Source organism: Pseudomonas sp. DP-17, from assembly GCF_022380625.1.
In the GTDB taxonomy this organism is placed as follows: Bacteria; Pseudomonadota; Gammaproteobacteria; order Pseudomonadales; family Pseudomonadaceae; genus Pseudomonas; species Pseudomonas nitroreducens_A.
In genome coordinates this window covers 916,742-940,628 of the sequence record NZ_JAKSXG010000001.1, presented here as the reverse complement: position 1 = coordinate 940,628, position 23,887 = coordinate 916,742, and the positions used below count along the sequence as shown (strand labels likewise).

Below are 23,887 nucleotides of genomic sequence, written 5' to 3'. Positions count from 1 at the left end.
TACTGCCATGAAAATTCGTTCGCAAGTCGGCATGGTGCTGAACCTCGACAAATGCATCGGTTGCCACACCTGCTCCATCACCTGCAAGAACGTCTGGACCAGCCGCGAAGGCGTCGAGTACGCCTGGTTCAACAACGTCGAAACCAAGCCCGGCATCGGTTACCCGAAAGAGTGGGAAAACCAGGAGAAGTGGAAGGGCGGCTGGAAGCGCAACGCCGACGGCTCCATCGTCCCGCGCATCGGCGGCAAGTTCCGCGTGCTGGCGAACATCTTCGCCAACCCCGACCTGCCGGAAATCGATGACTACTACGAGCCCTTCGACTTCGACTACCAGCACCTGCACACCGCGCCCAAGGCGCAGCACCAGCCGGTTGCCCGGCCGCGTTCGCTGGTCTCCGGCCAGCGCATGCAGAAGATCGAGTGGGGCCCCAACTGGGAAGAAATCCTCGGTACCGAGTTCGCCAAGCGCCGCAAGGACAAGAACTTCGACCAGGTCCAGGCGGACATCTACGGTGAGTACGAAAACACCTTCATGATGTACTTGCCGCGCCTGTGCGAGCACTGCCTGAACCCGGCGTGCGTGGCCTCGTGCCCGAGCGGCGCGATCTACAAGCGCGAGGAAGACGGCATCGTCCTGATCGACCAGGACAAGTGCCGTGGCTGGCGCATGTGCATCAGCGGCTGCCCGTACAAGAAGATCTACTTCAACTGGAAGAGCGGCAAATCCGAGAAGTGCATCTTCTGCTACCCGCGCATCGAGGCCGGCCAGCCGACCGTCTGCTCGGAAACCTGCGTGGGCCGCATCCGTTACCTTGGCGTGCTGCTGTATGACGCCGACCGTATTCACGAAGTGGCCACCTGCGAGAACGAGCGCGAGCTGTACCAGAAGCAGCTGGAAATCTTCCTCGACCCGTTCGACCCGAAAGTGATCGAGCAGGCGCGCAAGGACGGCGTGCCGGACAGCGTCATCGAGTCCGCGCAGAAGTCGCCGGTGTACAAGCTGGCCATGGACTGGAAGCTGGCCCTGCCGCTGCACCCGGAATACCGCACGCTGCCGATGGTCTGGTACGTGCCGCCGCTGTCGCCGATCCAGAACGCTGCCGCCGAAGGCCATATCGGCAGCGACGGGGTGATCCCGGATGTCGAGTCGCTGCGCATTCCCGTGCAGTATCTGGCCAACCTGCTGACTGCCGGCGACACCGCGCCGGTGCTGCTGGCCCTCAAGCGCCTGCTGGCCATGCGCGCCTACAAGCGTGCCGAGCACGTGGAGGGCAAGCAGGACCTGGACGTGCTGAAGAAGGTCGGCCTGACCGTGAACCAGGTGGAGGAGATGTACCGTTACCTGGCCATCGCCAACTACGAGGATCGTTTCGTCATTCCGTCCGCGCATCGCGAAGAGGCGCTGTCGGACGCGTTCGCCGAGCGTTCGGGTTGCGGCTTCAGCTTCGGCAACGGTTGTTCCAGCAACTCCAACTCCAGCGTCAACCTGTTCGGCGGCAAGCCGGTGGACAAGCGCAACGTCATCCAGACCGTGCAGATACAGGAGTGACAGCCATGGGCATTTCCCTTGAGAGCCATAGCCAGTTACTGAAGCTCAGCGCGCTGCTGCTGGACTATCCGCGCGTCGAACTGCGTGAGGAAAGCCTGGCGCTGCATGCGCTGATCCGCACCTGCGACCTGCCGGAAAAGCAGCGCGACAGCCTCGCCGCGCTGCTCAACGAGCTGTGCAAGGGTGACATCCTCGACGTGCAGGCCCGTTACGACGGCCTGTTCGAGCGCGGCCGCTCGGTCTCCCTGCTGCTGTTCGAACACGTGCACGGCGAAAGCCGTGACCGTGGCCAGGCGATGGTCGACCTGATGGACCGCTACACCCAGGCGGGCCTGGTCATCGACGTCAACGAGCTGCCGGACTACCTGCCGCTGTACCTGGAGTTCCTCGCCCTGCAGGACGCCGAGTCGGCGCGCGTCGGCCTGGCCGAAGTCGCGCACATCCTCGCGCTGATCGCCCTGCGCCTGGAAGAGCGCGGCAGCAGCTATGCGGCCGTCTTCCACAGCCTGCTGGAGCTGTCCGGCGAACAGCCTGACCTCGGCGCGCTCAAGCGCGACCGCGAGCAGGAGGTGCGCGACGACAGCCTCGAAGCCATCGACAAGGCCTGGGAGGAAACCCCGGTGAGCTTTACCGAGCCCGCCGCCGGTTGCCCGTCCACCAGCGCCCGGCGGATTTCCTCCGCCGCCGAACAACCCATGCAGTGGGTCGCCCAGCCGGTGCCGCAGATGCAGTACCGGGCGGCCAGAGAAGGAGTCTGAACATGTCCCTCGATCTTCTAGCCTTCGGGGTCTATCCCTACGTTGCGCTCGCCATCTGCCTGATCGGCAGTTGGGCGCGCTTCGACCTTTCGCAATACACCTGGAAAGCCGGCTCCAGCCAGATGCTGAGCAAGAAGGGCATGCGGGTCTACAGCAACCTGTTCCACGTCGGTGTGCTGTTCATCCTCGCTGGCCACTTCGTCGGCCTGCTGACACCGCACTCGGTCTACGGGCACCTCATCAGCACCGAGCAGAAGCAACTGCTGGCGATGGTTTCCGGCGGCTTCTTCGGCGTCCTCTGCTTCATCGGCCTGACCGGCCTGATCCTGCGGCGCCTGACCAATGAGCGCGTCCGTGCCGCCGGCAACGCCTCGGACCTGATGATCCTGCTGGTGCTCTACGTCCAGCTGATCCTCGGCCTGTCCACCATAGCCGCATCGACTCATCACCTGGATGGTTCGGTGATGGTCATGCTTGCTGACTGGGCGCAGTCCATCGTCACCTTCCAGCCGCTGGCCGCCGCCGAAGCGATCGCGCCGGTCTCGCTGGTCTACAAGCTGCACGTGACCCTCGGCCTGACCCTGTTCGTGCTGTTCCCCTTCACCCGTCTGGTGCACATCGTCAGCGCCCCGGTGTGGTACTTCGGCCGCCGCTACCAGGTGGTCCGCACCAAGCGTCGCGCAGCGTGACGAAGCGGCGACTAACGCCGGCGCGTTAGTCGCCCCACCTGATGCTCTTCCCCCTCTCCCTTCAGGGAGAGGGCGGGGGAGAGGGTTACCGGAGGTCATCGAAAATGAGTTGCTCCCACTACGAAGCCAAGGTCGAACACGTCGACCTGCCTGCCATCTCCGTCAACGGCGTCGCCATCGCCGAGGACGAACTGGCCCGCGAGCTGCAATACCACCCTGCTGCCAGCCATGCCGAGGCGCTGTACTCTGCCTGCCGTGCGCTGGTCGTGCGCCAGTTGCTGGTGCAGCGCGCCGACGCGCTGGGCCTTGCGGCCGACGCGGAAGAAGGCGAGGCCCCGGAAGAAGCGCGTATTCGCGCCCTGATCGACCGTGAGGTCGGCGTGCCTGAAGCCGACGAGGCCAGCTGCCGCCAATGGTACGAAGCCAACCCGAGCCGCCTCACCTCGCCGTGGCGGATGCGTCTGCGCCATGTGCTGCTCGGCTGCGCGCCGGACGATCTGGAAGGTCGCGCCAAGGCGCGCGAGCAGGCCGAGGAGCTGCTCGCCGAACTGCGCGAGTATCCCGAGCGCTTCGCCGAAAAGGCCATGCGCTTCTCCGACTGCCCGTCCAAGGACGACGGTGGCGACCTGGGCTGGATCGAGCCGGGGCAGACCGTTCCCGAGTTCGAGAAACGCCTGCTGCAACAGCACCCCGGCCTGCTCGGCCACCCGCTGGAAAGCCGCTATGGCCTGCATGTGGTCGAGCTGCTTGAGCGTGATGGCGGCGAGCCGCTGGACTTCGCACAAGCGCATCCACGCATCGCTGGCTACCTGCGCGCCCAGGTGCTGCAGCGTGCCGTCAGCCAGTACATCAGCGTGCTGGCCGGTGAAGCCCGGATCGACGGCTTCGTCTTCGACGGTGCGGAGTCGCCGCTGGTGCAGTGAACCGGTTCCGGACCCCTCTCTCCCTATTCCTCCCCCAAGGGCAGGGAGGGGCTTCGGAAACGGCCATGAATATCGGCCTTCGCCGCGGATGGCGAGGGTCGGCCGGAGTGAACACCATGTCCGAATGGATCGACGGCCAAGGCCGCAAGATCGACTACCTGCGCCTGTCCGTAACCGACCGCTGCGACTTCCGCTGCGTCTACTGCATGTCGGAGAACATGCGCTTCCTGCCGCGCCAGCAGGTGCTCACCCTGGAAGAGATCGAGCGGGTAGCGCGCCTTTTCGTCGAGCGCGGCGTGAAGAAGCTGCGCCTCACCGGCGGCGAACCGCTGGTGCGGCCCGGTATCGTTCACCTCTGCGAACGCCTCGCGGCGCTGCCTGGCCTGCGCGAGTTGTGCATGACCAGCAACGGCTCGCAGCTCGCCCGGCTGGCCGGTGATCTGCACGCCGCTGGCCTGACCCGCCTGAACATCAGCCTCGACACCCTCGATGCGCAACGCTTTGCTGCCATCACCCGCACCGGGCGCCTCGCGCAGGTGCTGCGGGGCATCGACGCTGCCCAGCAAGCCGGCTTCCAGCACATCAAGCTGAACTGCGTGGTCATGAAGGGCCGCAACGCCGACGAAGTCCCGGCGCTGGTGGACTACGCCATTGCCCATGGGCTGGATATCAGCTTCATCGAGGAGATGCCGCTGGGCCAGGTCGGCCGCGAGCGCGAGGAGAGCTTCTGCTCCAGCGACGAGGTCCGCGCGCTGATCGCCGAGCGCCACGAGCTGCTGGACAGCGCCGAACACAGTGGCGGCCCGGCGCGCTATGTGCGACTGGCGCAGCATCCGGGCACACGCATCGGCTTCATATCGCCGCACTCGCACAACTTCTGCGCCACCTGCAATCGCCTGCGCCTGACCGCCGAAGGCCGCCTGCTGCTGTGCCTGGGCCACGAGAACTCCCTGGACCTGCGCGGCCTGCTGCGCCGCCATCCACTGCACGACGAGCCCATCCTCGAGGCCCTGCGCGGCGCCCTGCAGCGCAAGCCTGCGCGCCACGAGTTCACCGTCGGCGACGTGCAGGTGCTGCGTTTCATGAACCTCAGCGGCGGCTGAAACAGACCTCCCTTGGCGGGCATGATGTCCGCCGCGTGCCTTGCGTTCCTTAATCTACCCGTAGGGCGAATAACGCGCAGCGTTATCCGCCACTTCGGTGCGCGCCAACGGATCACCCATTTGGAGGAGCGAGCTTGCTCGCGAACCGCCTTGGCTTCACGGCCTGGGATTGTTCGCGAGCAAGGATTGGGCGTCCCCCTCGGTCCTGCGAAGAGCACATCGCTCGCTGAAATACAGGCATAAAAAAGCCCCTGCGACATGAGCGTATCGCGGGGGCTTCGGGCATCTGCCAAAGGTGTAACCGTGGAAGCTACGGTAAATCATGCGAAAGAATCGATTCGAATCCTCCTCGGATCGCTTCAGGACGCATCCAGACTAAGGCGGGAGCCCGCCGCGCGACATTCCTCCGAAGGAGTAGCGCAGGGCGCGCAAAGGAGAGTGCGCCGCGCGGTCGCAGGACGATTGACGTTGTGTACTTTTTAGTCCAGATTGGATTTTAAGTTTACGCGCGCTTGCGCGTGGACGGACCAGAACAAGAAGTCGTTCGCCTGGGTCAGGGCAAGGCAATGCCGCTGCGACCCATAGTGTTGCGCCCCTGGACGAACAAGACATGCCGTACTCACTGCCAAGACGTAACGGCCGGCGCTCGCCCCGGCGACCACATAACGGAGTTCATCGATGAATCGCAAAGCCCTGCTGGGCGGCCTGATGCTGGCTGCCTTCGCCACCTTCTCCCACGCCGACGACAAGCCGCTGCGCATCGGCATTGAGGCGGCCTATCCGCCCTTCGCCTTCAAGACCCCGGAAGGCGGTATCGCCGGCTTCGACTACGACATCGGCAACGCGCTGTGCGAAGAGATGAAGCGCAAGTGCCAGTGGGTCGAGCAGGAATACGACGGCCTGATCCCCTCGCTGAAGGTGCGCAAGATCGACGCCGCGCTGTCCTCCATCACCATCACCGAAGAGCGCAAGCACTCGGTGGACTTCACCCACAAGTACTACTTCACCCCTGGCCGCCTGGTGATGAAGGAAGGCTCGCAGCTGGACGAGCAGTTCAGCCAGCTCAAGGGCAAGAACATCGGCGTGCAGCGCGGCTCCACCGCCGACCGCTTCGCCACCGAGGTACTGGGCAAGGCAGGTGCCAACGTGGTCCGCTACACCAGCCAGGACGAGATCTATCTGGACCTGCTGGCGGGCCGCCTGGACGGCACCTTCGCCGACTCCATCCCGCTGCAGATCGGCTTCCTGGATACCCCGCGCGGCAAGGGCTTCGCCTTCATCGGGCCGGAATTCAAGGACCCGAAATACTTCGGCGAGGGTGCCGGCATCGCGGTGCGCAAGGGCAATACCGAGCTGGTCGGCCAGCTCAACGCCGCTATCGATGCGTTGCGCGCCAACGGCAAGTACAAGGAAATCGAAGGCAAGTACTTCAAGAGCGATATCTACGGGGACTGATTTGCCCGTTGAGTTGCAGCCAAGGCCGCCTTCGGGCGGCCTTTTTCGTTGCGCCGAAATGCTCTTCGTAGGAGGGGTGGAGCGAAGCGATACCCATGCTGTCCCGTGTGCGGTCTTTTCGTTGGGATGGGGGTGTTTGCGCCGCTTCCGCGTGCGCGGGAGCTTCTTGTTTCGCCCCTTTTGTCAAACGTCGGATAGCCGCCTTCCCAAAAGGAACCAAAAAGTCTTGCCCCGGACATCCGGTTTTTCGCTTAGGCGAAAAATTCCCTCGTTGAACGGGGCCATTCGCAGCGCGCGGATATTTCTCTGGAAATCGTAAGGGCGAGAGCGAAGAGCGAGACGCGCAGTGCGCATTCGTAGGAAGGACGGGGGCGCCCAGCCCTTGTCCGCGAAATCCATCGCGGATGAGTTCGTTGTTGCCAGGAGGCACAAGGCTTTGCGCCTGCGTAGGAGCGGACTCCGTCCGCGATGGGCAACGTGCCGAGGTGAAGCAGTGGGAGAAGGCGCCGGCTCAAACCTCCTCCTTCAACTCCTTCAGGTGCTTGTACACCGTCGCCCGCCCCATGTTCAGCACGTTGGCCACATAGTTCGCTGCGCTCTTGCCCTTGAACGCCCCCTCCGCATGCAGCGCCAGCACCAGCTCGCGCTTGTGGTCGCGGTTGAGGGTCGACAGGCTCAGCTGGCGCTGCTGCAGCCAGCCGTGCAGGAAGGTGTTGATGCGCTCCTGCCAGTCGTCGCGGAACAGTGCGTCCGGTTGGGGAATGATCTTGGTCGAGGAGAGGAACAGGTCGAGCGCCGCCTTGGCGGTCTCGAACAGGGTGATGTTGAGGTTGATGCACAGCACCGCCAGCGGCTCGCCCTTGGCGTCGCGCAGCACGGTGCTGATGGAGCGGATCTTCTGGCCGTCCCAGTTGAGCTTCTCGTAGGGGCCGATGTTGCGCTCGTCGTGGCTGCCTTCGAGCATGTCTTCCAGCGCCGAGTCGTCGCCGATCTCGCGCTTGGAGATATTGTTCGCCAGATAGGCCACGCGCTGGTTGCGCAGGTCGTGAATGACCACTTCGGCATGGGGGAAGAACAGCGCGGCGATGGCGTCGGCGATGGCCTTGTAGTTGTCCAGCGGATCAGCGGCGGTCATGGGCAAGGCTCTCGGGGCGGGGGAGGCGGGCGCTGGCGAGTTTGCCGCAAGCGCCCGCGGGCTGTCACCGTCTGTGGCCTACAGGTTCAGCAGGCGCGCCGGGGAAAGCATTTCGGCACTCAGGCCGTGGCGGCTCAGGTGCTCGGGCAATGCCTCGTGGCGGATCAGTGCGGCGCTGGCCTCGCCCATTGCCGCCGAGGTCTGGATGCCGTAGCCGCCTTGCCCGGCGACCCAGTACAGGCCGGGCGTGGCCGGGTCGTAGCCGGACACCAGGTCGCCGTCGGCGAAGAACGAGCGCAGGCCGGCCCAGGTGTGGCTCGGACGGCGGATGCTCAGCGTGGTGTGCTCCTCGATCTGGTAGATGCCCAGTGCGATGTCCAGCTCTTCGGGCTGCACGTCGTGGGGCTCCACCGGGTCGGCGTTGGCCGGCGAGCCGAGCAGCATGCCGGCGTCGGGCTTGAAGTAGAAGGATTCGTCCAGGCTCACCAGAACCGGCCAGGCGTGGCTGTCCACACCCTCCGGCGGGCTGAACAGGAAGGCGGCGCGGCGCTTGGGCGTCAGGCCCAGGGGCGCGGCGCCGGCCAGTTCGGCGATCTTGTCGGACCAGCCGCCGGCGGCGTTGACCAGCACCGGCGCGCGATAGGTCTGCTGCGCGCAGCGCACTTCCCAAGCATCGTCGATGCGTTGGATTTCCAGGGCTTCGCTGTCCAGTTGCACGCTGCCGCCATTGCGCCGGATACCGCGCAGGTAGCCCTGCAGCAAGCCGTCGGTGTCGATGTCGGCGGCGCTGGGGTCGAGCATCGCGCCATGGACTTTCTCGCGGCGCAGCACCGGCACGATAGCGCAGGCTTCGTCGGCATCGAGCAGGCGCATTTCCGGCACGCTGGCGAGGGCGCTTTCGTACTGGCGCCGGAGTTCTTCGGGGTTGCCTTCGAAGTCCACTGTCATCTCGCCGCGGGGGGTGAGGATCGGGTGCTCGACGAAGCCCTCGGGCGGGTTGTCGAAGAAGGCACGGCTGGCGGCGGTCAGGGCGCGCACCTGCGGTGTACCGTAGGCGACGGTGTAGAGCGCCGCCGAACGGCCGGTGGAGTGATAACCGGCATGGGACTCGCGTTCCAGCACGGCGACCTTGCCGTGGCGGGAGAGGAAGTAGCCGGTGGAGGCGCCGGCGATGCCGCCGCCGATGATGAGGAAGTCGACTTCGATCATGGGAGTCTCCGGCTCAGGCGTTCTTGCGTTGCAGATGGTAGAGCGCATTGGCCAGGGCGACGTCTTCCAGGCCCAGGCCGATGGAGCGGAAGAAGGCGTGGCGCTGGTAGTCCGGCTTGCCGGCGCGGCCGCTGACCAGCTCCGGCAGGTCGCCACGGATGGCGCCGTCCCAACCATGCTCGTCGCGGGCCAGGCGCATCTCGCCGGCAGAAGCCGGGGTGGTGGCGCGGTAGTCGCAGTAGACGTCCATCTGCGCCAGCGACTTTGGCGGCACTTCGTGGGCGCGCGCGACGTTGGTGCTGATGGAAGTGATCAGGGCGGGTTTGGACAGGACCGACGGATCGAGCACCGGGGTGCCGGAAGAGGTACACAGCAGCACCACGTCGGCGTCGTCCACCACAGCTTCGACACTGGTGGCGGGTTCCGCGCGGGAGTCGATGGCGCCGAACTGTGCCAGCACGCCGGCGCTCAGGTTCGGCGAGTACACGCGGATGCTCTGCCAGTCACGCAGGCCGGATGCGTAGCGCAGGTGGGCGCGGGCGACCGCACCGCTGCCGACTATGGCCAGGCGCCTGGCGTCCGGGCGAGCCAGTTCCTGCACCGCGAGGGCGGTGGTGGCGGCGGTGCGTGCGGTGGTCAGGCTGCCGGCATCACACAGCAGCAGCGGCTGGCCGCTCTCCATGGACATCAGCAGGCTCCAAGCGGTGACCAGCGACTTGGGTTGGCGCACGATGTACGGCGAGGTCTTCACGCCGTAGACCTTCTGCGAGGCCAGTACGCCCAGGTAGTTGATGAAATCGCCGCCGCCATTGGGGAATTCCACCAGCTGCTGTGCGGGCTGCACGGCGCTGCCGGCGGCCAGTTCGACGAACATGTCGCGCATCGCCTGGAACACGTCGACCTGTTCGAGCAGGCGTTCGGCGTCAGCCTGGTTGAGGGTGAAGGGCGTGGCGGCGGACATGGCAGGACTCCAGGTGTGGATTTATTTTTCCATTCTGGACTCGTTTGTCTTGATCGGCAAGGGCGGGTGGACGGGTGGAGAAACCGCTTTTGAAGGAGCGAACCTTGTCCGCGATCACCGCGATAGCGGCGCAGTGGTCTGAATGCCGGCCTGACGGCCGGATCGCGGGCAAGCTCCGCTCCTACGTGAAATATCGTACCGGAGGCCTCTCCCCCGCCCTCTCCCTGAAGGGAGGGAGTGATCTCCGTGCCGGCTGATGCTGAGGTTTCATCGTGCACCATATGGTCCCCTCTCCCTTCAGGTAGAGGGTTAGGGAGAGGGGCAATAGCCGGTACGGGGTTTCAGAGAAAGACCGTTGCTCCTGCAAGAAAACCACCCCGGAGTGGGCTGGTATCAAAGCTTGAACTGCGCCATCAGCTCTTCCTGGCTGCCGGCCACGCGGCGCAGGTGTTCGCCGCAATCGCGGGTGTGCGCGGCGGTCTTGCGGTTCTCCACGGTCATGTCGCTCAGGCGGTGCATGTGCTGGTTCACCTCCTGGGTCGTGGCGGCCTGCTGTTCGGCGGCGGCGGCGATCTGGAAGGCCATGGCGTGCACGCCCTGCAGGGACTCGTCCAGCGCGCCGAGAGCCTCGATCACGGCCTGGGTGTCCTGCTCCAGGGTGTGGGCCTGTTCGCTGGCGCCGCTCATGCTCGATTGCGCCTGGACGGAGGAGTCACCCAGGCTTCCGACTATGGCGACGATCTCGTCGGTGGCGCTGCGGGTGCGCTGGGCGAGGCTGCGCACCTCGTCGGCGACCACGGCGAAACCACGTCCCGCCTCGCCGGCGCGGGCAGCTTCGATGGCGGCGTTGAGGGCGAGCAGGTTGGTCTGTTCGGCGATGGAGCGGATCACGTCCAGCACCGAACCGATCTGCTGGCTCTCGCCGGCCAGGGTCTGCACCACGCCGTCGGCCTCGCGCAGGCCGACCAGCAGCTGGTCCTGGCGGCCGATCATGTGCTTCAGCGTGCCCTGCATGGCGACGAAGGCCTGGCGGGCGGCGGCGCTGCCATCGGCGCTGCGGCTGGCGCTACCGGCAATTTCCTGCACGGTGGCGGCCATCTGGTCGACGGCGCTGACCACCATCTCCAGCGCTTCCTGCTGTTGGTCGAGGTGATGGCTGGTGCGCCCGGCGGCGTCGAGGATGTCGCCACTGGCGTCACCCACGGCCTCGCTGGCCTGGCGCAGGCGCTCGACGACCTGGCGCCAGGCGGCGGTCATGTCGCGCAGGGCCTGCATCAGCCCGCCGCTGGCGTTGGCGTCGTCGCTCAGCTTGAGTTCGCCACTGGCCAGGCGCTGGGCCAGTGCAGCCATGCTGGCCGGCTCGCCGCCCAGCGGGCGCATCACACTGCGGCTGACCAGCCAGGTGCCGGCAGCCACGCCCACCAGGGTCAGCAGGCCGAGTACGAGGATCTGCCACATCAGCCTGCGCACCGGGGCGAAGGCCTGGGCCTGGTCCATTTCCGCCACCAGCGCCCAGTGCAGGCCGTCGAGGTTCAGCGGGACGAAGGACTTCAGCGCCGTCTCGTTGCTCAGGCCGGGTTCGGTGAGGCGCCCCTGCTCGCCAGCCAAGGCTTTTTCGATGGCCTGGCCGGGAATGGCGGCGGGGGGTTCCTTGTCGCGGCGCACGTGGTGTTCGGCGAAGCGCACCGAATCCGAGCGCAGACTGCCGTCGCCGCCGACCAGGTAGGTCTCGCCGGCATCGCCCAGGCCCTGGCGGTTCTGCATCACTTCGTTGATCGAGGCGAGCGGCAGTTCCAGCACCAGCAGCAGTTGCAGCTTGCCGTTGTCCTTGATCGGCGCGGCCAGCCATTGCACCGGCTGCTGGTCGTTGGGCGCCTGCTCCAGGTCGCTGATGCTGGCCTTGCCGCTGTCCAGCGCGGTGCGGATGAACTTGCCGAAGGCGGTATCGCGCCATTCCGGTGCGCCGACATTCTGCTGATAGTCGATGCCACGGCCAAGGCTGAACACCACCTTGCCGTCGCCGGCCACCAGGCGCAGTTCGCGGTAGCCGAAGGTCTTGATGAAGTTCTCGAACACCGGGCGGTCGTAGTTGGCGGTGGTCACCAGGGATTCGCTGTCCAGCCCGGCGTAGTTACTGCCCAGGTTGGTGGCGAGGCTGCTGAGCTGGTCGTTGCGGGCCTTCCACGCATCCATCAGCTGCCGCTGCTTGATGCTGGCGACCGCCTCCAGGGCGTTCAGGCTTTGTTCTTCGAGGGCTCGGCTGGCCTGGAGATAGACCACGATGGCCATCACCAGCACGGGGATCAGGCCGACCGAGAGGAAACTCAGAGCGAGTTTGGCGCGCAAGGGCATGGGAGGATTCCGACGAGTTCTTGGAATTGTTCTCGCGTGCTTTGCAAGAAGCGTGCGAATTTTTTTACGTCTGTAAATAAAACTGAGCAAGAGTGGCCGGGGCGTGGCCCATCTCAGCGCAATGACGCGGATAATGGCGCGTGGCCATTGTTTGCGGGGGGATGCCGTACGGTCGTCCCAGCGGGTCCGGCAGGAGGAATGGCAGGCTCTGGGAAGGGGATTCGTCACCCGCGGTAACGCCGGTGGAAACAAAAAAGGCGAAGCCATGGGGCTTCGCCTTCTTCTGGTGCAACAAGCGATCAGTGCTTGCGCGGTACCGGCTTGAGCAGCTCGGTGGGTGGCATCTCGCAATTGATCTTGCGGCCCAGCAGTTCCTCGATCGGCGGCAGGGCGAAGGCATCGTCCTCGCCGGCGAAGCTGATGGAGGTGCCGGTGGTGCCGGCGCGGCCGGTTCGGCCGATGCGGTGCACGTAGTCGTCCGGATCTTCAGGCAGGGTGAAGTTGATCACGTGGCTGATGCCGTCGACGTGGATGCCGCGGCCGGCGACGTCGGTGGCGACCAGGACGCGGATCTTGCCTTCACGGAAGCCTTCCAGGACCTTGATGCGCTTGTGCTGCGGCACGTCGCCGGACATCTGGGCGGCGCTGATGCCGTCCTTGGTCAGGCGTTCCTCGATGCGGCGCACCTCGTCCTTGCGGTTGGCGAAGACCATCACGCGGGTCCAGTCGTTCTGCGCGATCAGGTTGTACAGCAGCTTGTACTTGTCGCTGCCGGCAACGGCATAGACGTGCTGCTCGACGGTATCGCTGGCGACGTTTTCCGGCTCGATCTCGACAATGGCCGGGTCGACGGTCCACTGCTTGGCCAGGTTCATCACGTCGTCGGTGAAGGTGGCGGAGAACAGCAGGGTCTGGCGTTCGCCCTTGTACGGGGTCTGGCGGATGATCTGGCGGACCTGGGGGATGAAGCCCATGTCGAGCATGCGGTCGGCTTCGTCCAGCACCATCACCTCGACCATGTCCAGGTGCACCTCGCCGCGCTGGTTGAAGTCCAGCAGGCGGCCCGGCGTGGCGACAAGGATGTCGCAGAAACGCGATTCCAGCGTCTTGAGCTGCTTGTCGAAGTCCATGCCGCCGACGAAGCTCATGACGTTCAGGCCGGTGTACTTGGCCAGGCCGATGGCGTCATTGGCGATCTGCACCACCAACTCGCGGGTCGGTGCGATGATCAGCGCACGCGGCTCGCCCATGTAGCGTTCTTTCGGCGGCGGGGTCTGCAGCAGCTGGGTGATGATCGAGATCAGGAACGCGGCGGTCTTGCCGGTGCCGGTCTGGGCGCGGCCGATGGCATCCTGGCCACGCAGGGTGAAGCCCAGCACCTGCGCCTGGATCGGCGTGCAGTAGGGGAAGCCCAGGTCATGGATGGCGTGCATCAGACGCGGATCGAGATTGAAATCGTGGAAACGCGTCTTGCCTTCGGCCGGCTCGACCACGAAGTCTTCCAGCTTCCAATTGTCCACCGCCGGCGGGCGCGGCTTGCGCTCGCGGCGCGGTTTCGGCTCGCGGGGCTTGTCGGCGCCTTCGGCCTTGGCATGCTCGTGCTTCGGAGCGTGATCGCGTTGTTCGCCGCGTTCGCCTTTGTCGGAACGCTCGGCGCGGGGTTTGTCGCTCTTCGGACCGCGGGCCGGCTTTTCGGCGGCATTGGCAGAGTCGCCTTGCGGACGCGGATTGCGCGGTTTGCGCGGACGCTTTTCACCGCTCTGGGCGGGTTCGGAGGCAGCGGGAGCGGGGGCTGCCGGCGTGGTGACGGGCTGCTCGCCATCACCCTTGCTGAAGATTTTCTTGAGTGCTTTGAGCACGGTGATCTCGTACTGGTTAAGGAATGAACGGCCGCCAGTGTAATGCAAGATGCCCGCAGGGCGAAGTGCCACGGGCATACTGCCTATTGACTTGGGCTACGGAAGGCTCTCCAGCAGCAGGCGGCGTACATTGCCGCCCATGATTGCAGCGATGTCCTGCTCGCTGAAGCCCGCTTTGGCGAGGCCCTCGGTCAGTTGGGCGAGGCCGGTGGTGTCGAAGGGCGCATTCACCGCGCCGTCGAAATCCGATCCCAGTGCGATGTGCTCGACGCCGACCTTGTCGGCGGCATAGCGCATGGCCTTGACGATGGCCTGCACGGAGGTTTCGCACACCGCGCCGTCCCAGTAGCCGATGCCGATCACGCCGCCGGTGTTGGCGATACCGCGCAGGTGCGCGTCGGTCAGGTTGCGCGGGCCGGGGCAGGTGCCGGCGACGCCGGTATGGGAAACGATCACCGGGCGCCTGGCGATGGCCAGTACGTCGTCGATCAGCGGACGCGAGGCATGGGCCAGGTCGATCAGCATCTTCCTGTCTTCCAGGCGCGGGATGACCTCGCGGCCGAACGCAGTCAGGCCGCCTTTCTTCAGGCCGTGGGCGGAGCCGCCGACCTCGTTGTCGAAGAAGTGGGTCAGGCCCATGATGCGGAAGCCCGCGTCGTACATGCGGTCGAGGTTCTCGAGCTTGCCTTCGAGCGGGTGCAGGCCCTCGGTGGCGAGTATGCCGGCGAGCTGCCTCGGGTCCTTCTGCCAGGCGGCGAGGTAGCGGGTGAGGTCGTCCCGGCTGCGCACCAGGGTGAGCTTGCCCTGGCTGTCAGCGGCGGCCTTGTCCAGCAGTTCGCCCTGGTAGAGCGCGCGTTCGAGCAGGCTGTTCCAGGTGCGTGCCGGCCAGCGCTGGGCGATGACCAGCGGGGTGATGTTGTCGCTGTCGGCGCTGTTGCTTTCGTAGTTCAGGCCGCGCGGCGTCTTGGTGACGGTGGAGAACACCTGCAGGCCGACGTGGCCTTCGAGCAGGCGCGGCAGGTCGGTGTGACCATGGTCGTGGCGATCCAGCAGGTTGCGGTCCCAGAGCAGGGCGTCGTCGTGCAGGTCGGCGACGAACAGTGCCTGGTGCAGCGCCCGGGCCGCGGGCGAGGCCTGGTAGGGCGGCGGGCTGGCCACGGTGTTCATCTTCCGGTCCAGATACCCCGGCAGGTTGAAGAAGATCCCCAGGCCAACGGCCAGCAGGACGAGCAGGACGATCAGCAGTTTGCGCATGTCAGCTTCCCAGCTTTGTTATTGGTTTTCTTGCGGGCGCAATCTAGCAGAAGGGTGGGCGCAGGGCAGCGGGGTTCAGCCGCAGAGGCAGTTACGGCCTTTCTGCTTGGCCTGGTAGAGGGCGCTGTCGGCGCGCAGGATCAGGCTCGGCAGGTTTTCCTGGATGTCCATCTCGGCCAGGCCCAGGGACACGGTGACGCCGGGCAATACTCCCACCGGCGAATAGAAGGAAGCGATCTGTTCCAGGCTCTGGCGCAGGCGGTTGCCGATACGCCGGGCTTCCTCGATGGCGATTTCCGGCAGGAGGATGACGAACTCCTCGCCGCCGAAGCGCGCCATGCTGTCCTTGGGGCGCAACTGGCTGCGCAGGGTGTGGGCGACCAGGCACAGCGCGTAGTCGCCGGCCAGGTGGCCGTGCTCGTCGTTGTAGTTCTTGAAGTGATCGACATCGAGCATGAGCATGCACATGGGCTGCTCGTTGAAGGCACAGCGTGTGCTCTCGCGGTCGTAGATGTGCTCCAGCCAGCGCCGGTTGAACAGGCCGGTGAGCGTGTCGATGTTGGCGTTCTGCTCGGTGTCGAGAATGATCCGATTGCCTTGGCGCACCCGCTCGCAAAGCACCGAGAGGAGGTTCTGCATGACCTGCGGGGAGTGCTCGAACAGACCGATCAGCGCCTCGCGGTGCAGGCGCAGCACGGTGGTCGGTTCGCTGGCGACGACATAGGCCGAAGGGTGGTCGCTGTCGATGAAGCTGATCTCGCCGGCGCAGTCGCCCGGATGCAGGGTGCTCACCGGCTGGTTGTCCAGCGAGCCCAGGTATACCGTTAGGTGCCCGGAGAGGACCATATAAAGGAAGTGATTGCGGTTGAACGGCGACAGCAGGATTTCGCCGCGCTCCAGTTCACAGGCGCGGAAATCCTTGAGCAGCTGTTGCAGGTTGGCCGCGGCCACGTTCTGGAACAGACGCAGGTGCTGGAGTTGGCGGATGTCTTCGTTCCACTGCGCAGCTTTCATGGTGCAGCGGGGATCGGGCGCAAGCTGATGATGTGCACGACTGACTCTCCCTGTAGTCCGCTTCGCACATTGAGCCATCAGTATTAGTCAGATTTGAGTACTGGCAATTCGCAGCCAGACCCGGCCGACCGGCGGTCGGCCGGGTGTTTCATCAGCTTTCCAACAGCTCCACATGGACCGCGTAACCGCCCAGACGGTCGGCCAATGCGGCGCGCGAGTCTGGGGCGAGGCCGCCGACGAACAGACGTGCTTTCTGCCCATGGCGGTCATCGGCGACCACCTCGATGCGCGGGGCCGGAGACAGGTGCCGGGTCTCGTCCTCGAGCACGCGACGAATGGCATCCAGGCGCAGCGCCGGCTTGAAGGTCTTGCCCACCGCGGTGACCGGGATGGCGTCCAGCAGCCAGACGTCCTTGGGCACCGCCGCGCGCTCGGGCACATGCTGCGCGGCGTGTTCGAGCAGCTCTGCTTCGCTCGCCTGCATGCCCGGCTTGAGCTGGATGTACACCACCGGCAGCTCGCCGGCCTTCAGGCAGGGTTTGCCCACGGCAGCGGCCATGGCCACGGCGGGATGGCGATGCAGGGCTTCCTCGATCATCTGCGGGTCGATGTTGTGGCCACCGCGGATAATCAGGTCCTTGCTGCGGCCGGTGAGCCAGATGTAGCCGTCGGCGTCGATCCGCCCCAGGTCGCCGGTATTGAACCAGTCGCCGTCGACCCAGATGTCCTTGTTCTTGCTGGCCTGCAGGTAACCCTTGAAGACCGTGGGGCCGCGCAGGCAGATGTTGCCGATTTCGTCTACGGCGGCGTCGCGCAGGTACTGGCCGTCGCCGTCGAGGATCACCGACTTCACTTCACAGTACGGCAGGCGCAGGCCGATGGAGCCGGGCCGGCGTTCGCCGCCGCGCGGGTTGCAGCTGGTGCCGCAGGTGCCTTCGGTCATGCCGTAACCTTCGATGACCTTCAGGCCTGTCTTGGCCTCGAACTGTCGGATCAGCTCCACCGGCATGGGCGCCGCGCCACACAGGGCGAAGCGCAGGCTGGAAAGGTCACGGCCTTCGCTGGGCACCTGCAAGAGGGCGGCGTAGATGGTCGGCACGCCGCTGAAACTGGTGACCTTGTAGCGCTCCACCAGCTTCCAGAAATCCTGGATCAGCGTCGGGTTGCGATAGCCCTGGGGGCCGGCCAGCAGCACTTCGCCGCCGCGCATGAAGGGGGCTAGACCGGTGACCATGACGCCGTTGACGTGGAACAGCGGCAGGCCGCAGAGCAGTACGTCGTTGCCGTCGTAGTCAGAGTTCAGGCCCATGATCTCGGCCATCGCCACTTCGTTGAAATGGCTGTGGGGGGCAAGCTTGGGCGTGCCGGTGGTGCCACCGGTGTGGAAGTAGGAGGCGACTTCGTCCGGGCCGATCACCCGGCCGCTTTCCAGATGGTCCGCCGGGCACTGCTCGAGCAGCTCGTCGAAGTCCAGCACGCCGTCGGGCAATGCGCCGCGCTGGGTCTTGATGGCCGAGCGCTGCGGCTCGGGCAGCAGGTTGGCGATGTCGACGGTAACGATGGCGTTCAGCTCCGGCAACTGCTCGCGCAGGCCGGCGACCTTGTCCCACAGATCGGTGCCGGGGAAGGGCGCCAGGCTGACGAGTACGCGGGAGTCAGCCGCGCGCACCAGCTCGGCGATGTGCTCGGGATCGAGCAGCGGGTTGATCGCGTTGACGATCCCTGCCGCTTCGCCACCCCAGATCACGTAGTGGGTCTGCGGCAGGTTGGGAAGCAGGAACGACACCGAGGTGCCCGGCCTTACGCCCAGGCGGTGGAAGGCATTGGCCGCCTGGGTGACGCGGGCGAACAACTGCTCGTAGCTGACCTTGAGTGGCTCCTCCGCCGCCGAGCCCTGCAGCAGGAAGCTCAGGGCGGTGGAGGGGCCGAACTGCTGCGCCGAGCGGCGCAGCAGTTCATAGGTGTTGGGCGGCAGGTCGCGGTCCTGCAGCGGGACCTGTTCCAGTGCTTCGACGTCACGCAGGCTGCTGATCGGGGCGTTCATGCTTCTTCTTGTTCTCCGCAGGGTCAGGGGATCACAGGCGCTCCCGCAGCCAGGCACCGATATCGCCGAGTTCCTCGTTGCTCACTTCGTGGCTCATCGGGTAGGTGCGCCATTGGGCGGGCACCTCGTTGGCCTGCAGGAAGTCGTATGCAGCGCGGCCCATGGCGGGCAGCACCACGTCATCGAAAGTGCCATGCAGGCAGAGCGCGGACAGTTGTCTTTTTGTAGCCGGCAGGCTTATGCCTTCGCTGAATGTCGGGCCATAGGTGGAGAGCGCCATGACGCCGCCCAGTTCGCCGTCCCAACGCAGGTAGCCGGTATGCAGCACCACCGCGCCGCCCTGGGAGAAGCCGGCGAGGATGATGCGTTTGGCCGCGATGCCCTGGTCGATCTGCCCCTGGATCAGCGCGATCACGCTGTCGGCCGAAGCTTCCAGCTGGGCTTCGTCGATGGCGCGGGCCGGTGCCATGGCGAGGATGTCGTACCAACTGGGCGCAGGCATGCCGTTGAACACCGTCACTGGGCGGGTCGGCGCCTGGGGCAGGATGAAGCGCGTCGACGTGAAGCTGCGCTGCAGCATCTGTGCTACCGGTTCGAAGTCGTAACGGTCGGCACCCAGGCCGTGCAACCAAATGACGCAGGAGTCGACGCTCTGGCTGGGTTCGAGGATCAGGGGCTGGGTCATGGAAGCTCCAGGATGGGGCAGGCGCTCTAGGAAGGGGCGCTGCGTGGGAGAAAGGGTGGAGGGGCGATGCAAGAAGATGTCGCATGGCCATAACTTGTGGGACTTGACTGCACAAAATCGTAGGAAGGTTCCTGGGCTGGTACGCCCCTTGCTATCGCTACTGTCAGGCTGTGCGGCCCCACTTCCGGTAACACTCTACCGACCCCATCCGGAAAGCTGTACCGGAAGTGGCGCAGCGTATGCCTTGGGCTGTTTCAGGGCCCGCTGCGCCGGCTGCGGTCAACAGCCCGCGCGGCGGGCCTTCGCCTTCACGCAATGATCCCTAGATGACCCGTTCCAGCGCGCAAGACCTGTGCGCTCGAAGGTGTGTTCGCGGCGCCCGTAGGATTTTTCATAGGCCGTCTAGACTCACCTTCAGGTCTCCATCCCGTTTGTTGTCTTGCTGGTGCCTCACGAGGGTACGGCGGTGGAACCGGGACTCCAAAACACTAAAAAAGCAACGGAGAAGATCGATGAAGATGGTGAAATCCACCCTGGCAGTGCTGACCACCGCCGCCGTGTTCGGCATCAGCGGCCTCGCGCATGCCGGCGCCACCCTGGATGCAGTGAAGAAGAAAGGCTACGTGCAGTGCGGTATCAGTGACGGTCTTCCCGGCTTCTCGTACGCCGACGCCAAGGGCCAGTACAAAGGCATCGACGTGGACGTCTGCCGCGCCGTGGCGGCGGCCGTGTTCGGCGACGCGACCAAGGTCAAGTACAGTCCGCTGACCGCCAAGGAGCGCTTCACCGCGCTGCAGTCCGGCGAGATCGATATCCTCTCGCGCAATACCACCTGGACCAGTTCCCGCGACAGTGCGATGGGCCTGAACTTCGTCGGCGTGACCTACTACGACGGCCAGGGCTTCCTGGTGAACAAGAAGCTCGGCGTCTCCAGCGCCAAGGAACTCGATGGCGCCACCGTGTGCATCCAGGCCGGCACCACCACCGAGCTCAACCTCTCCGACTACTTCCGTTCCAACAGCCTCAAGTACACCCCCATCACCTACGACACCTCCGACGAGAGCGCCAAGTCGCTGGAGTCCGGCCGTTGCGACGTGCTGACCTCCGACCAGTCGCAGCTCTACGCGCAGCGCATCAAGCTGGCCGCGCCGGACGACTATGTGGTGCTGCCCGAAGTGATCTCCAAGGAGCCCCTCGGCCCGGCCGTGCGCCAGGGCGACGAGGAGTGGTTCGACATCGCCCGCTGGACGCTCTTCGCGATGCTCAACGCCGAGGAACTGGGTATCAACTCGAAGAATGTCGAGGAACAGGCCAAGAGCACCAAGAACCCGGACGTCGCGCGTCTGCTCGGCGCCGAGGGCGACTACGGCAAGGACCTCAAATTGCCCAAGGACTGGGCGGTACAGATCGTCAAGCAAGTGGGTAACTACGGCGAGATCTTCGACCGCAACGTCGGCGACGGCAGCGACCTGAAGATCAAGCGTGGCCTCAACGCCCAGTGGAACAAGGGTGGTCTGCAGTACGCACCGCCGGTGCGCTGACCTGACCCGTTCCGGCGCCCGGAGTGTGGGCGCCGGAGTGTTTCGAACGACGTGAAGCCTGTCGGGCGGTCGCGGGCGTAGCCCGTGCCCGCCCGGCGCGGCTTGCGAGAGGGCTTACATGCAGAATTCCATCAAGGCCCAGCGCCCGCGGGGGGCATCGCTCAACGATCCCGTCGTGCGCGGCTGGGCATTCCAGATCATCGCCGTCATCGCCGTCGTGGCGGTCGGCTGGTTCCTCTTCGACAACACCCAGACCAACCTCGCCCACCGTGGCATCCAGTCCGGTTTCGGTTTCCTCGACCACAGCGCCGGCTTCGGCATCTCGCAGCACCTGATTGATTACAGCGAAAGCGACACCTACGGACGGGTGTTCATGGTCGGCCTGCTGAACACGCTGCTGGTCACGGTGATCGGCATCGTCTTCGCCACCATCCTGGGCTTCATCCTCGGTGTGGCGCGGCTGTCGCCCAACTGGCTGATCCGCAAGCTGGCGACCCTGTACATCGAGACCTTCCGCAACATCCCGCCGCTGCTGCAGATCTTCTTCTGGTACTTCGCCGTGCTCGGCCCGCTGCCGAACCCGCGGCAGAGCATCAGCTTCGGCGACCTGTTCTTCATCAACAACCGCGGCCTGCAGATGCCCGCGCCGATTGCTGCCGACGGCCTCGGCCCGTTCATCGTCGCGGTGATCCTGGCCATCGTCGGCTGGGCGGTGATCTGGAAGTGGGCCAAGGCCCGCCGCCATGCCACCGGCAAGGCCTTCCCGGTGTTCCTCAGCGGCCTGGCGCTGCTGATCCTGCTGCCGGGCCTGGTGTCGCTGGTGGCCGGGGCACCGTTCCACTGGGACGTGCCGGTGCTGCAGGGCTTCAACTTCCGCGGCGGCTGGGTGGTGATACCGGAGCTTGTGTCCATCGTGCTCGCGCTGTCGGTCTACACCGCCGCCTTCATCGGCGAGACGGTGCGCGCCGGCATCCAGGCGGTCAGCCACGGCCAGACCGAAGCGGCCGGCTCCCTGGGGCTGCGTCCGGGGCAGACGCTGCGCCTGGTGATCATCCCCCAAGCGCTGCGGGTGATCATCCCACCGCTCACCAGCCAGTACCTGAACCTGGCGAAGAACTCCTCGCTGGCCGCGGCCATCGGCTATCCGGACATGGTCTCGCTGTTCGCCGGCACGGTGCTCAACCAGACCGGCCAGGCCATCGAGACCATGGCCATCACCATGAGCGTGTACCTGGCCATCAGCATCAGCATTTCCCTGCTGATGAACTGGTACAACAAGCACATCGCGCTGGTCGAGCGCTGATCGGTATGGAGAGCAGAAACCCATGACTACTCATACTTTCAAGCCCGACCTGCCGCCCCCCGCGATGAGCGTGGGCGTGCTCGCCTGGCTGCGCGCCAACCTGTTTTCCAGCTGGTTCAACACCCTGCTGACGCTGGTCGGTATCTACCTGGTCTGGCTGATCCTGCCGCCGCTGCTGGAGTGGGCGATCATCAAGGCCGACTGGACCGGCACGACCCGCGCCGACTGCTCCCGCGAGGGGGCCTGCTGGGTGTTCATCGGTTCGCGCTTCGGCCAGTTCATGTACGGCTTCTACCCCGAGGAGTTGCGCTGGCGCGTGGACCTCACCGTGCTCTTCGTGGTGTTCGGTGCGGCGCCGCTGTTCCTCAAGCGCTTCGCCTACAAGGTGAAGTACGGCCTGGGCTTCCTGGTGGCGCTGCCGATCCTGGCCTACTGGCTGCTGCACGGCGGCTTCCTCGGCCTGGAGACCGTGCCGACCAGCGCCTGGGGCGGCCTGATGCTCACCGTGGTGATCGCCGCGGTCGGCATCTGCGGGGCCATGCCGCTGGGCATCCTGCTGGCGCTCGGGCGGCGTTCGAAGATGCCGGCAATCAAGGTCATCTGCGTCACGACAATCGAGTTCTGGCGTGGCGTACCGCTGATCACCGTGCTGTTCATGTCCTCGGTGATGCTGCCGCTGTTCCTGCCCGAGGGGATGAACCTGGACAAGCTGCTGCGCGCGATGGTGATGGTGGTGCTGTTCGAGGCCGCCTACATCGCCGAGGTGGTGCGCGGGGGCATGCAGGCCATTCCCAAGGGGCAGTACGAAGCCGCAGCCGCCATGGGCCTGGGTTACTGGCGGACCATGGGCCTGGTGATCCTGCCGCAGGCGCTCAAGCTGGTGATCCCCGGCATCGTCAACACCTTCATCGCGCTGTTCAAGGACACCAGCCTGGTGATCATCATCGGCCTGTTCGACTTCCTCAACAGCATCAAGCGCGCCACCGCGGACCCGGCCTGGCTGGGCATGGCCACCGAAGGCTATGTGTTCGCCGCGGTCGTCTACTGGATTTTCTGTTTCGGCATGTCCCGCTACTCCATGCACCTGGAGCACAAGCTGGACACCGGCCACAAGCGTTAGGAGTGAATCGTCATGTCTGAAGCCACCCAAAAGACCGCACAGCCGGCCATCGGCGATCACGTGATGATCACCATGAAGGGCGTGAACAAGTGGTACGGCCAGTTCCACGTGCTCAAGGACATCAACCTGGAGGTCAAGCAGGGCGAGCGCATCGTGCTTTGCGGGCCGTCCGGTTCGGGCAAGTCCACTACCATCCGCTGCATCAACCGGCTGGAAGAACACCAGCAGGGCAGCATCGTCGTCGACGGCACCGAGCTGACCAATGACCTCAAGCAGATCGAGGCGATCCGCAGTGAAGTCGGCATGGTGTTCCAGCACTTCAACCTGTTCCCGCACCTGACCGTGCTGCAGAACTGCATCCTTGCGCCCATGTGGGTGCGCAAGATGCCCAAGCGCCAGGCCGAGGAAATCGCCATGCATTACCTGGAGCGCGTGCGCATCCCGGAACAGGCCAACAAGTTTCCCGGCCAGCTCTCCGGTGGCCAGCAGCAACGCGTGGCAATCGCCCGCGCGCTGTGCATGAAGCCCAAGATCATGCTGTTCGACGAACCCACCTCGGCGCTCGACCCGGAAATGGTCAAGGAAGTGCTCGACACCATGATCGGCCTGGCGCAGAGCGGCATGACCATGCTCTGCGTGACCCACGAGATGGGTTTTGCGCGCACCGTGGCGAATCGGGTGATCTTCATGGACAAGGGCGAGATCGTCGAACAGGCGCCGCCCGACCAGTTCTTCGACAACCCGCAGTCGGACCGCACCAAGCTGTTCCTCAGCCAGATCCTGCATTAACTTCGGCGCAAGTACCCTCTCCCCAGCCCTCTCCCTGAAGGGAGAGGGAGCCTTTCGGCGTGCGTGGCGAGAGCAGAGTCATCCTGATGTTTTATGAGTTTCCCGTGCAGACTTGAGTCCTGCTCCCGCTCGGACAGTCCCCTC

At 65.2% G+C, this 23,887-nt stretch carries 19 protein-coding genes; 10 read left to right on the top strand and 9 right to left on the bottom strand.

Annotated elements, in window-relative coordinates; all coding sequences use genetic code 11:
* The first annotated feature begins 7 nt into the window (after positions 1-7).
* From narH to MJ122_RS04405, 6 genes are all read left to right on the top strand, one after another.
* A complete protein-coding gene (gene narH, locus MJ122_RS04430; protein WP_088419515.1) occupies positions 8-1,549 on the top strand; it encodes a nitrate reductase subunit beta in 1,542 nt (513 codons plus the stop codon).
* A gap of 5 nt (positions 1,550-1,554) precedes the next feature.
* Positions 1,555-2,307 carry a nitrate reductase molybdenum cofactor assembly chaperone gene (gene narJ / locus MJ122_RS04425; RefSeq protein WP_239742518.1) on the top strand — a complete coding sequence of 251 codons (753 nt, stop codon included), beginning with the start codon at positions 1,555-1,557 and terminating at the stop codon, positions 2,305-2,307.
* Positions 2,308-2,309: 2 nt separating this feature from the next.
* Complete coding sequence (narI, locus tag MJ122_RS04420) at positions 2,310-2,996, top strand: respiratory nitrate reductase subunit gamma (protein WP_088419519.1); 687 nt, start codon at positions 2,310-2,312, stop codon at positions 2,994-2,996.
* A gap of 104 nt (positions 2,997-3,100) precedes the next feature.
* Entirely contained in the window at positions 3,101-3,919 is an 819-nt protein-coding gene (locus tag MJ122_RS04415) for a peptidylprolyl isomerase (RefSeq protein ID WP_239742516.1), read from the top strand.
* Between the two features lie 116 nt (positions 3,920-4,035).
* The gene (gene moaA, locus MJ122_RS04410) at positions 4,036-5,022 is read left to right on the top strand and encodes a GTP 3',8-cyclase MoaA (RefSeq protein WP_088419523.1); all 987 of its coding nucleotides are present in this window, start codon (positions 4,036-4,038) and stop codon (positions 5,020-5,022) included.
* A 678-nt stretch (positions 5,023-5,700) separates the two neighbouring features.
* Complete coding sequence (locus MJ122_RS04405) at positions 5,701-6,477, top strand: ABC transporter substrate-binding protein (protein WP_017519000.1); 777 nt, start codon at positions 5,701-5,703, stop codon at positions 6,475-6,477.
* 511 nt (positions 6,478-6,988) lie between these two features.
* On the opposite strand, the gene MJ122_RS04400 is transcribed toward MJ122_RS04405, so the two are convergent.
* The 9 genes from MJ122_RS04400 to MJ122_RS04360 form a co-directional block, all read right to left on the bottom strand.
* Positions 6,989-7,612, bottom strand: a complete 624-nt coding sequence (locus MJ122_RS04400) for a PAS domain-containing protein (protein ID WP_088419525.1) — start codon at positions 7,610-7,612, stop codon at positions 6,989-6,991.
* 78 nt (positions 7,613-7,690) lie between these two features.
* Positions 7,691-8,821, bottom strand: coding sequence for an FAD-binding oxidoreductase (locus tag MJ122_RS04395; protein ID WP_088419527.1), 1,131 nt, complete (start codon positions 8,819-8,821; stop codon positions 7,691-7,693).
* A gap of 13 nt (positions 8,822-8,834) precedes the next feature.
* Positions 8,835-9,782: an ornithine cyclodeaminase family protein gene (locus tag MJ122_RS04390; protein WP_239742514.1), complete on the bottom strand. Its 948-nt coding sequence runs from the start codon at positions 9,780-9,782 to the stop codon at positions 8,835-8,837.
* Between the two features lie 393 nt (positions 9,783-10,175).
* Positions 10,176-12,134: a methyl-accepting chemotaxis protein gene (locus tag MJ122_RS04385; RefSeq protein WP_239742512.1), complete on the bottom strand. Its 1,959-nt coding sequence runs from the start codon at positions 12,132-12,134 to the stop codon at positions 10,176-10,178.
* Between the two features lie 299 nt (positions 12,135-12,433).
* A complete protein-coding gene (rhlB, locus tag MJ122_RS04380) occupies positions 12,434-13,993 on the bottom strand; it encodes an ATP-dependent RNA helicase RhlB (protein ID WP_088419813.1) in 1,560 nt (519 codons plus the stop codon).
* A 96-nt stretch (positions 13,994-14,089) separates the two neighbouring features.
* Positions 14,090-15,247 (bottom strand): dipeptidase, encoded by a 1,158-nt coding sequence (locus MJ122_RS04375; protein WP_239742510.1) that lies wholly within the window; start codon positions 15,245-15,247, stop codon positions 14,090-14,092.
* A 75-nt stretch (positions 15,248-15,322) separates the two neighbouring features.
* A complete protein-coding gene (locus MJ122_RS04370) occupies positions 15,323-16,261 on the bottom strand; it encodes a GGDEF domain-containing protein (protein ID WP_017522371.1) in 939 nt (312 codons plus the stop codon).
* 151 nt (positions 16,262-16,412) lie between these two features.
* Entirely contained in the window at positions 16,413-18,305 is a 1,893-nt protein-coding gene (locus tag MJ122_RS04365; RefSeq protein WP_239742509.1) for an acyl-CoA synthetase, read from the bottom strand.
* Positions 18,306-18,336: 31 nt separating this feature from the next.
* Positions 18,337-18,990, bottom strand: a complete 654-nt coding sequence (locus tag MJ122_RS04360; RefSeq protein WP_088419537.1) for an alpha/beta fold hydrolase — start codon at positions 18,988-18,990, stop codon at positions 18,337-18,339.
* Positions 18,991-19,502: 512 nt separating this feature from the next.
* Here MJ122_RS04360 and MJ122_RS04355 point away from each other — a divergent pair.
* The 4 genes from MJ122_RS04355 (at position 19,503) to MJ122_RS04340 (ending at position 23,743) form a co-directional block, all read left to right on the top strand.
* A complete protein-coding gene (locus MJ122_RS04355) occupies positions 19,503-20,531 on the top strand; it encodes an amino acid ABC transporter substrate-binding protein (protein ID WP_239742507.1) in 1,029 nt (342 codons plus the stop codon).
* A 118-nt stretch (positions 20,532-20,649) separates the two neighbouring features.
* Positions 20,650-21,834: an amino acid ABC transporter permease gene (locus tag MJ122_RS04350; protein WP_239742505.1), complete on the top strand. Its 1,185-nt coding sequence runs from the start codon at positions 20,650-20,652 to the stop codon at positions 21,832-21,834.
* Between the two features lie 22 nt (positions 21,835-21,856).
* Entirely contained in the window at positions 21,857-22,954 is a 1,098-nt protein-coding gene (locus tag MJ122_RS04345; protein WP_017522366.1) for an amino acid ABC transporter permease, read from the top strand.
* Positions 22,955-22,966: 12 nt separating this feature from the next.
* The gene (locus tag MJ122_RS04340) at positions 22,967-23,743 is read left to right on the top strand and encodes an amino acid ABC transporter ATP-binding protein (RefSeq protein WP_239742504.1); all 777 of its coding nucleotides are present in this window, start codon (positions 22,967-22,969) and stop codon (positions 23,741-23,743) included.
* Positions 23,744-23,887: the final 144 nt, after the last annotated feature.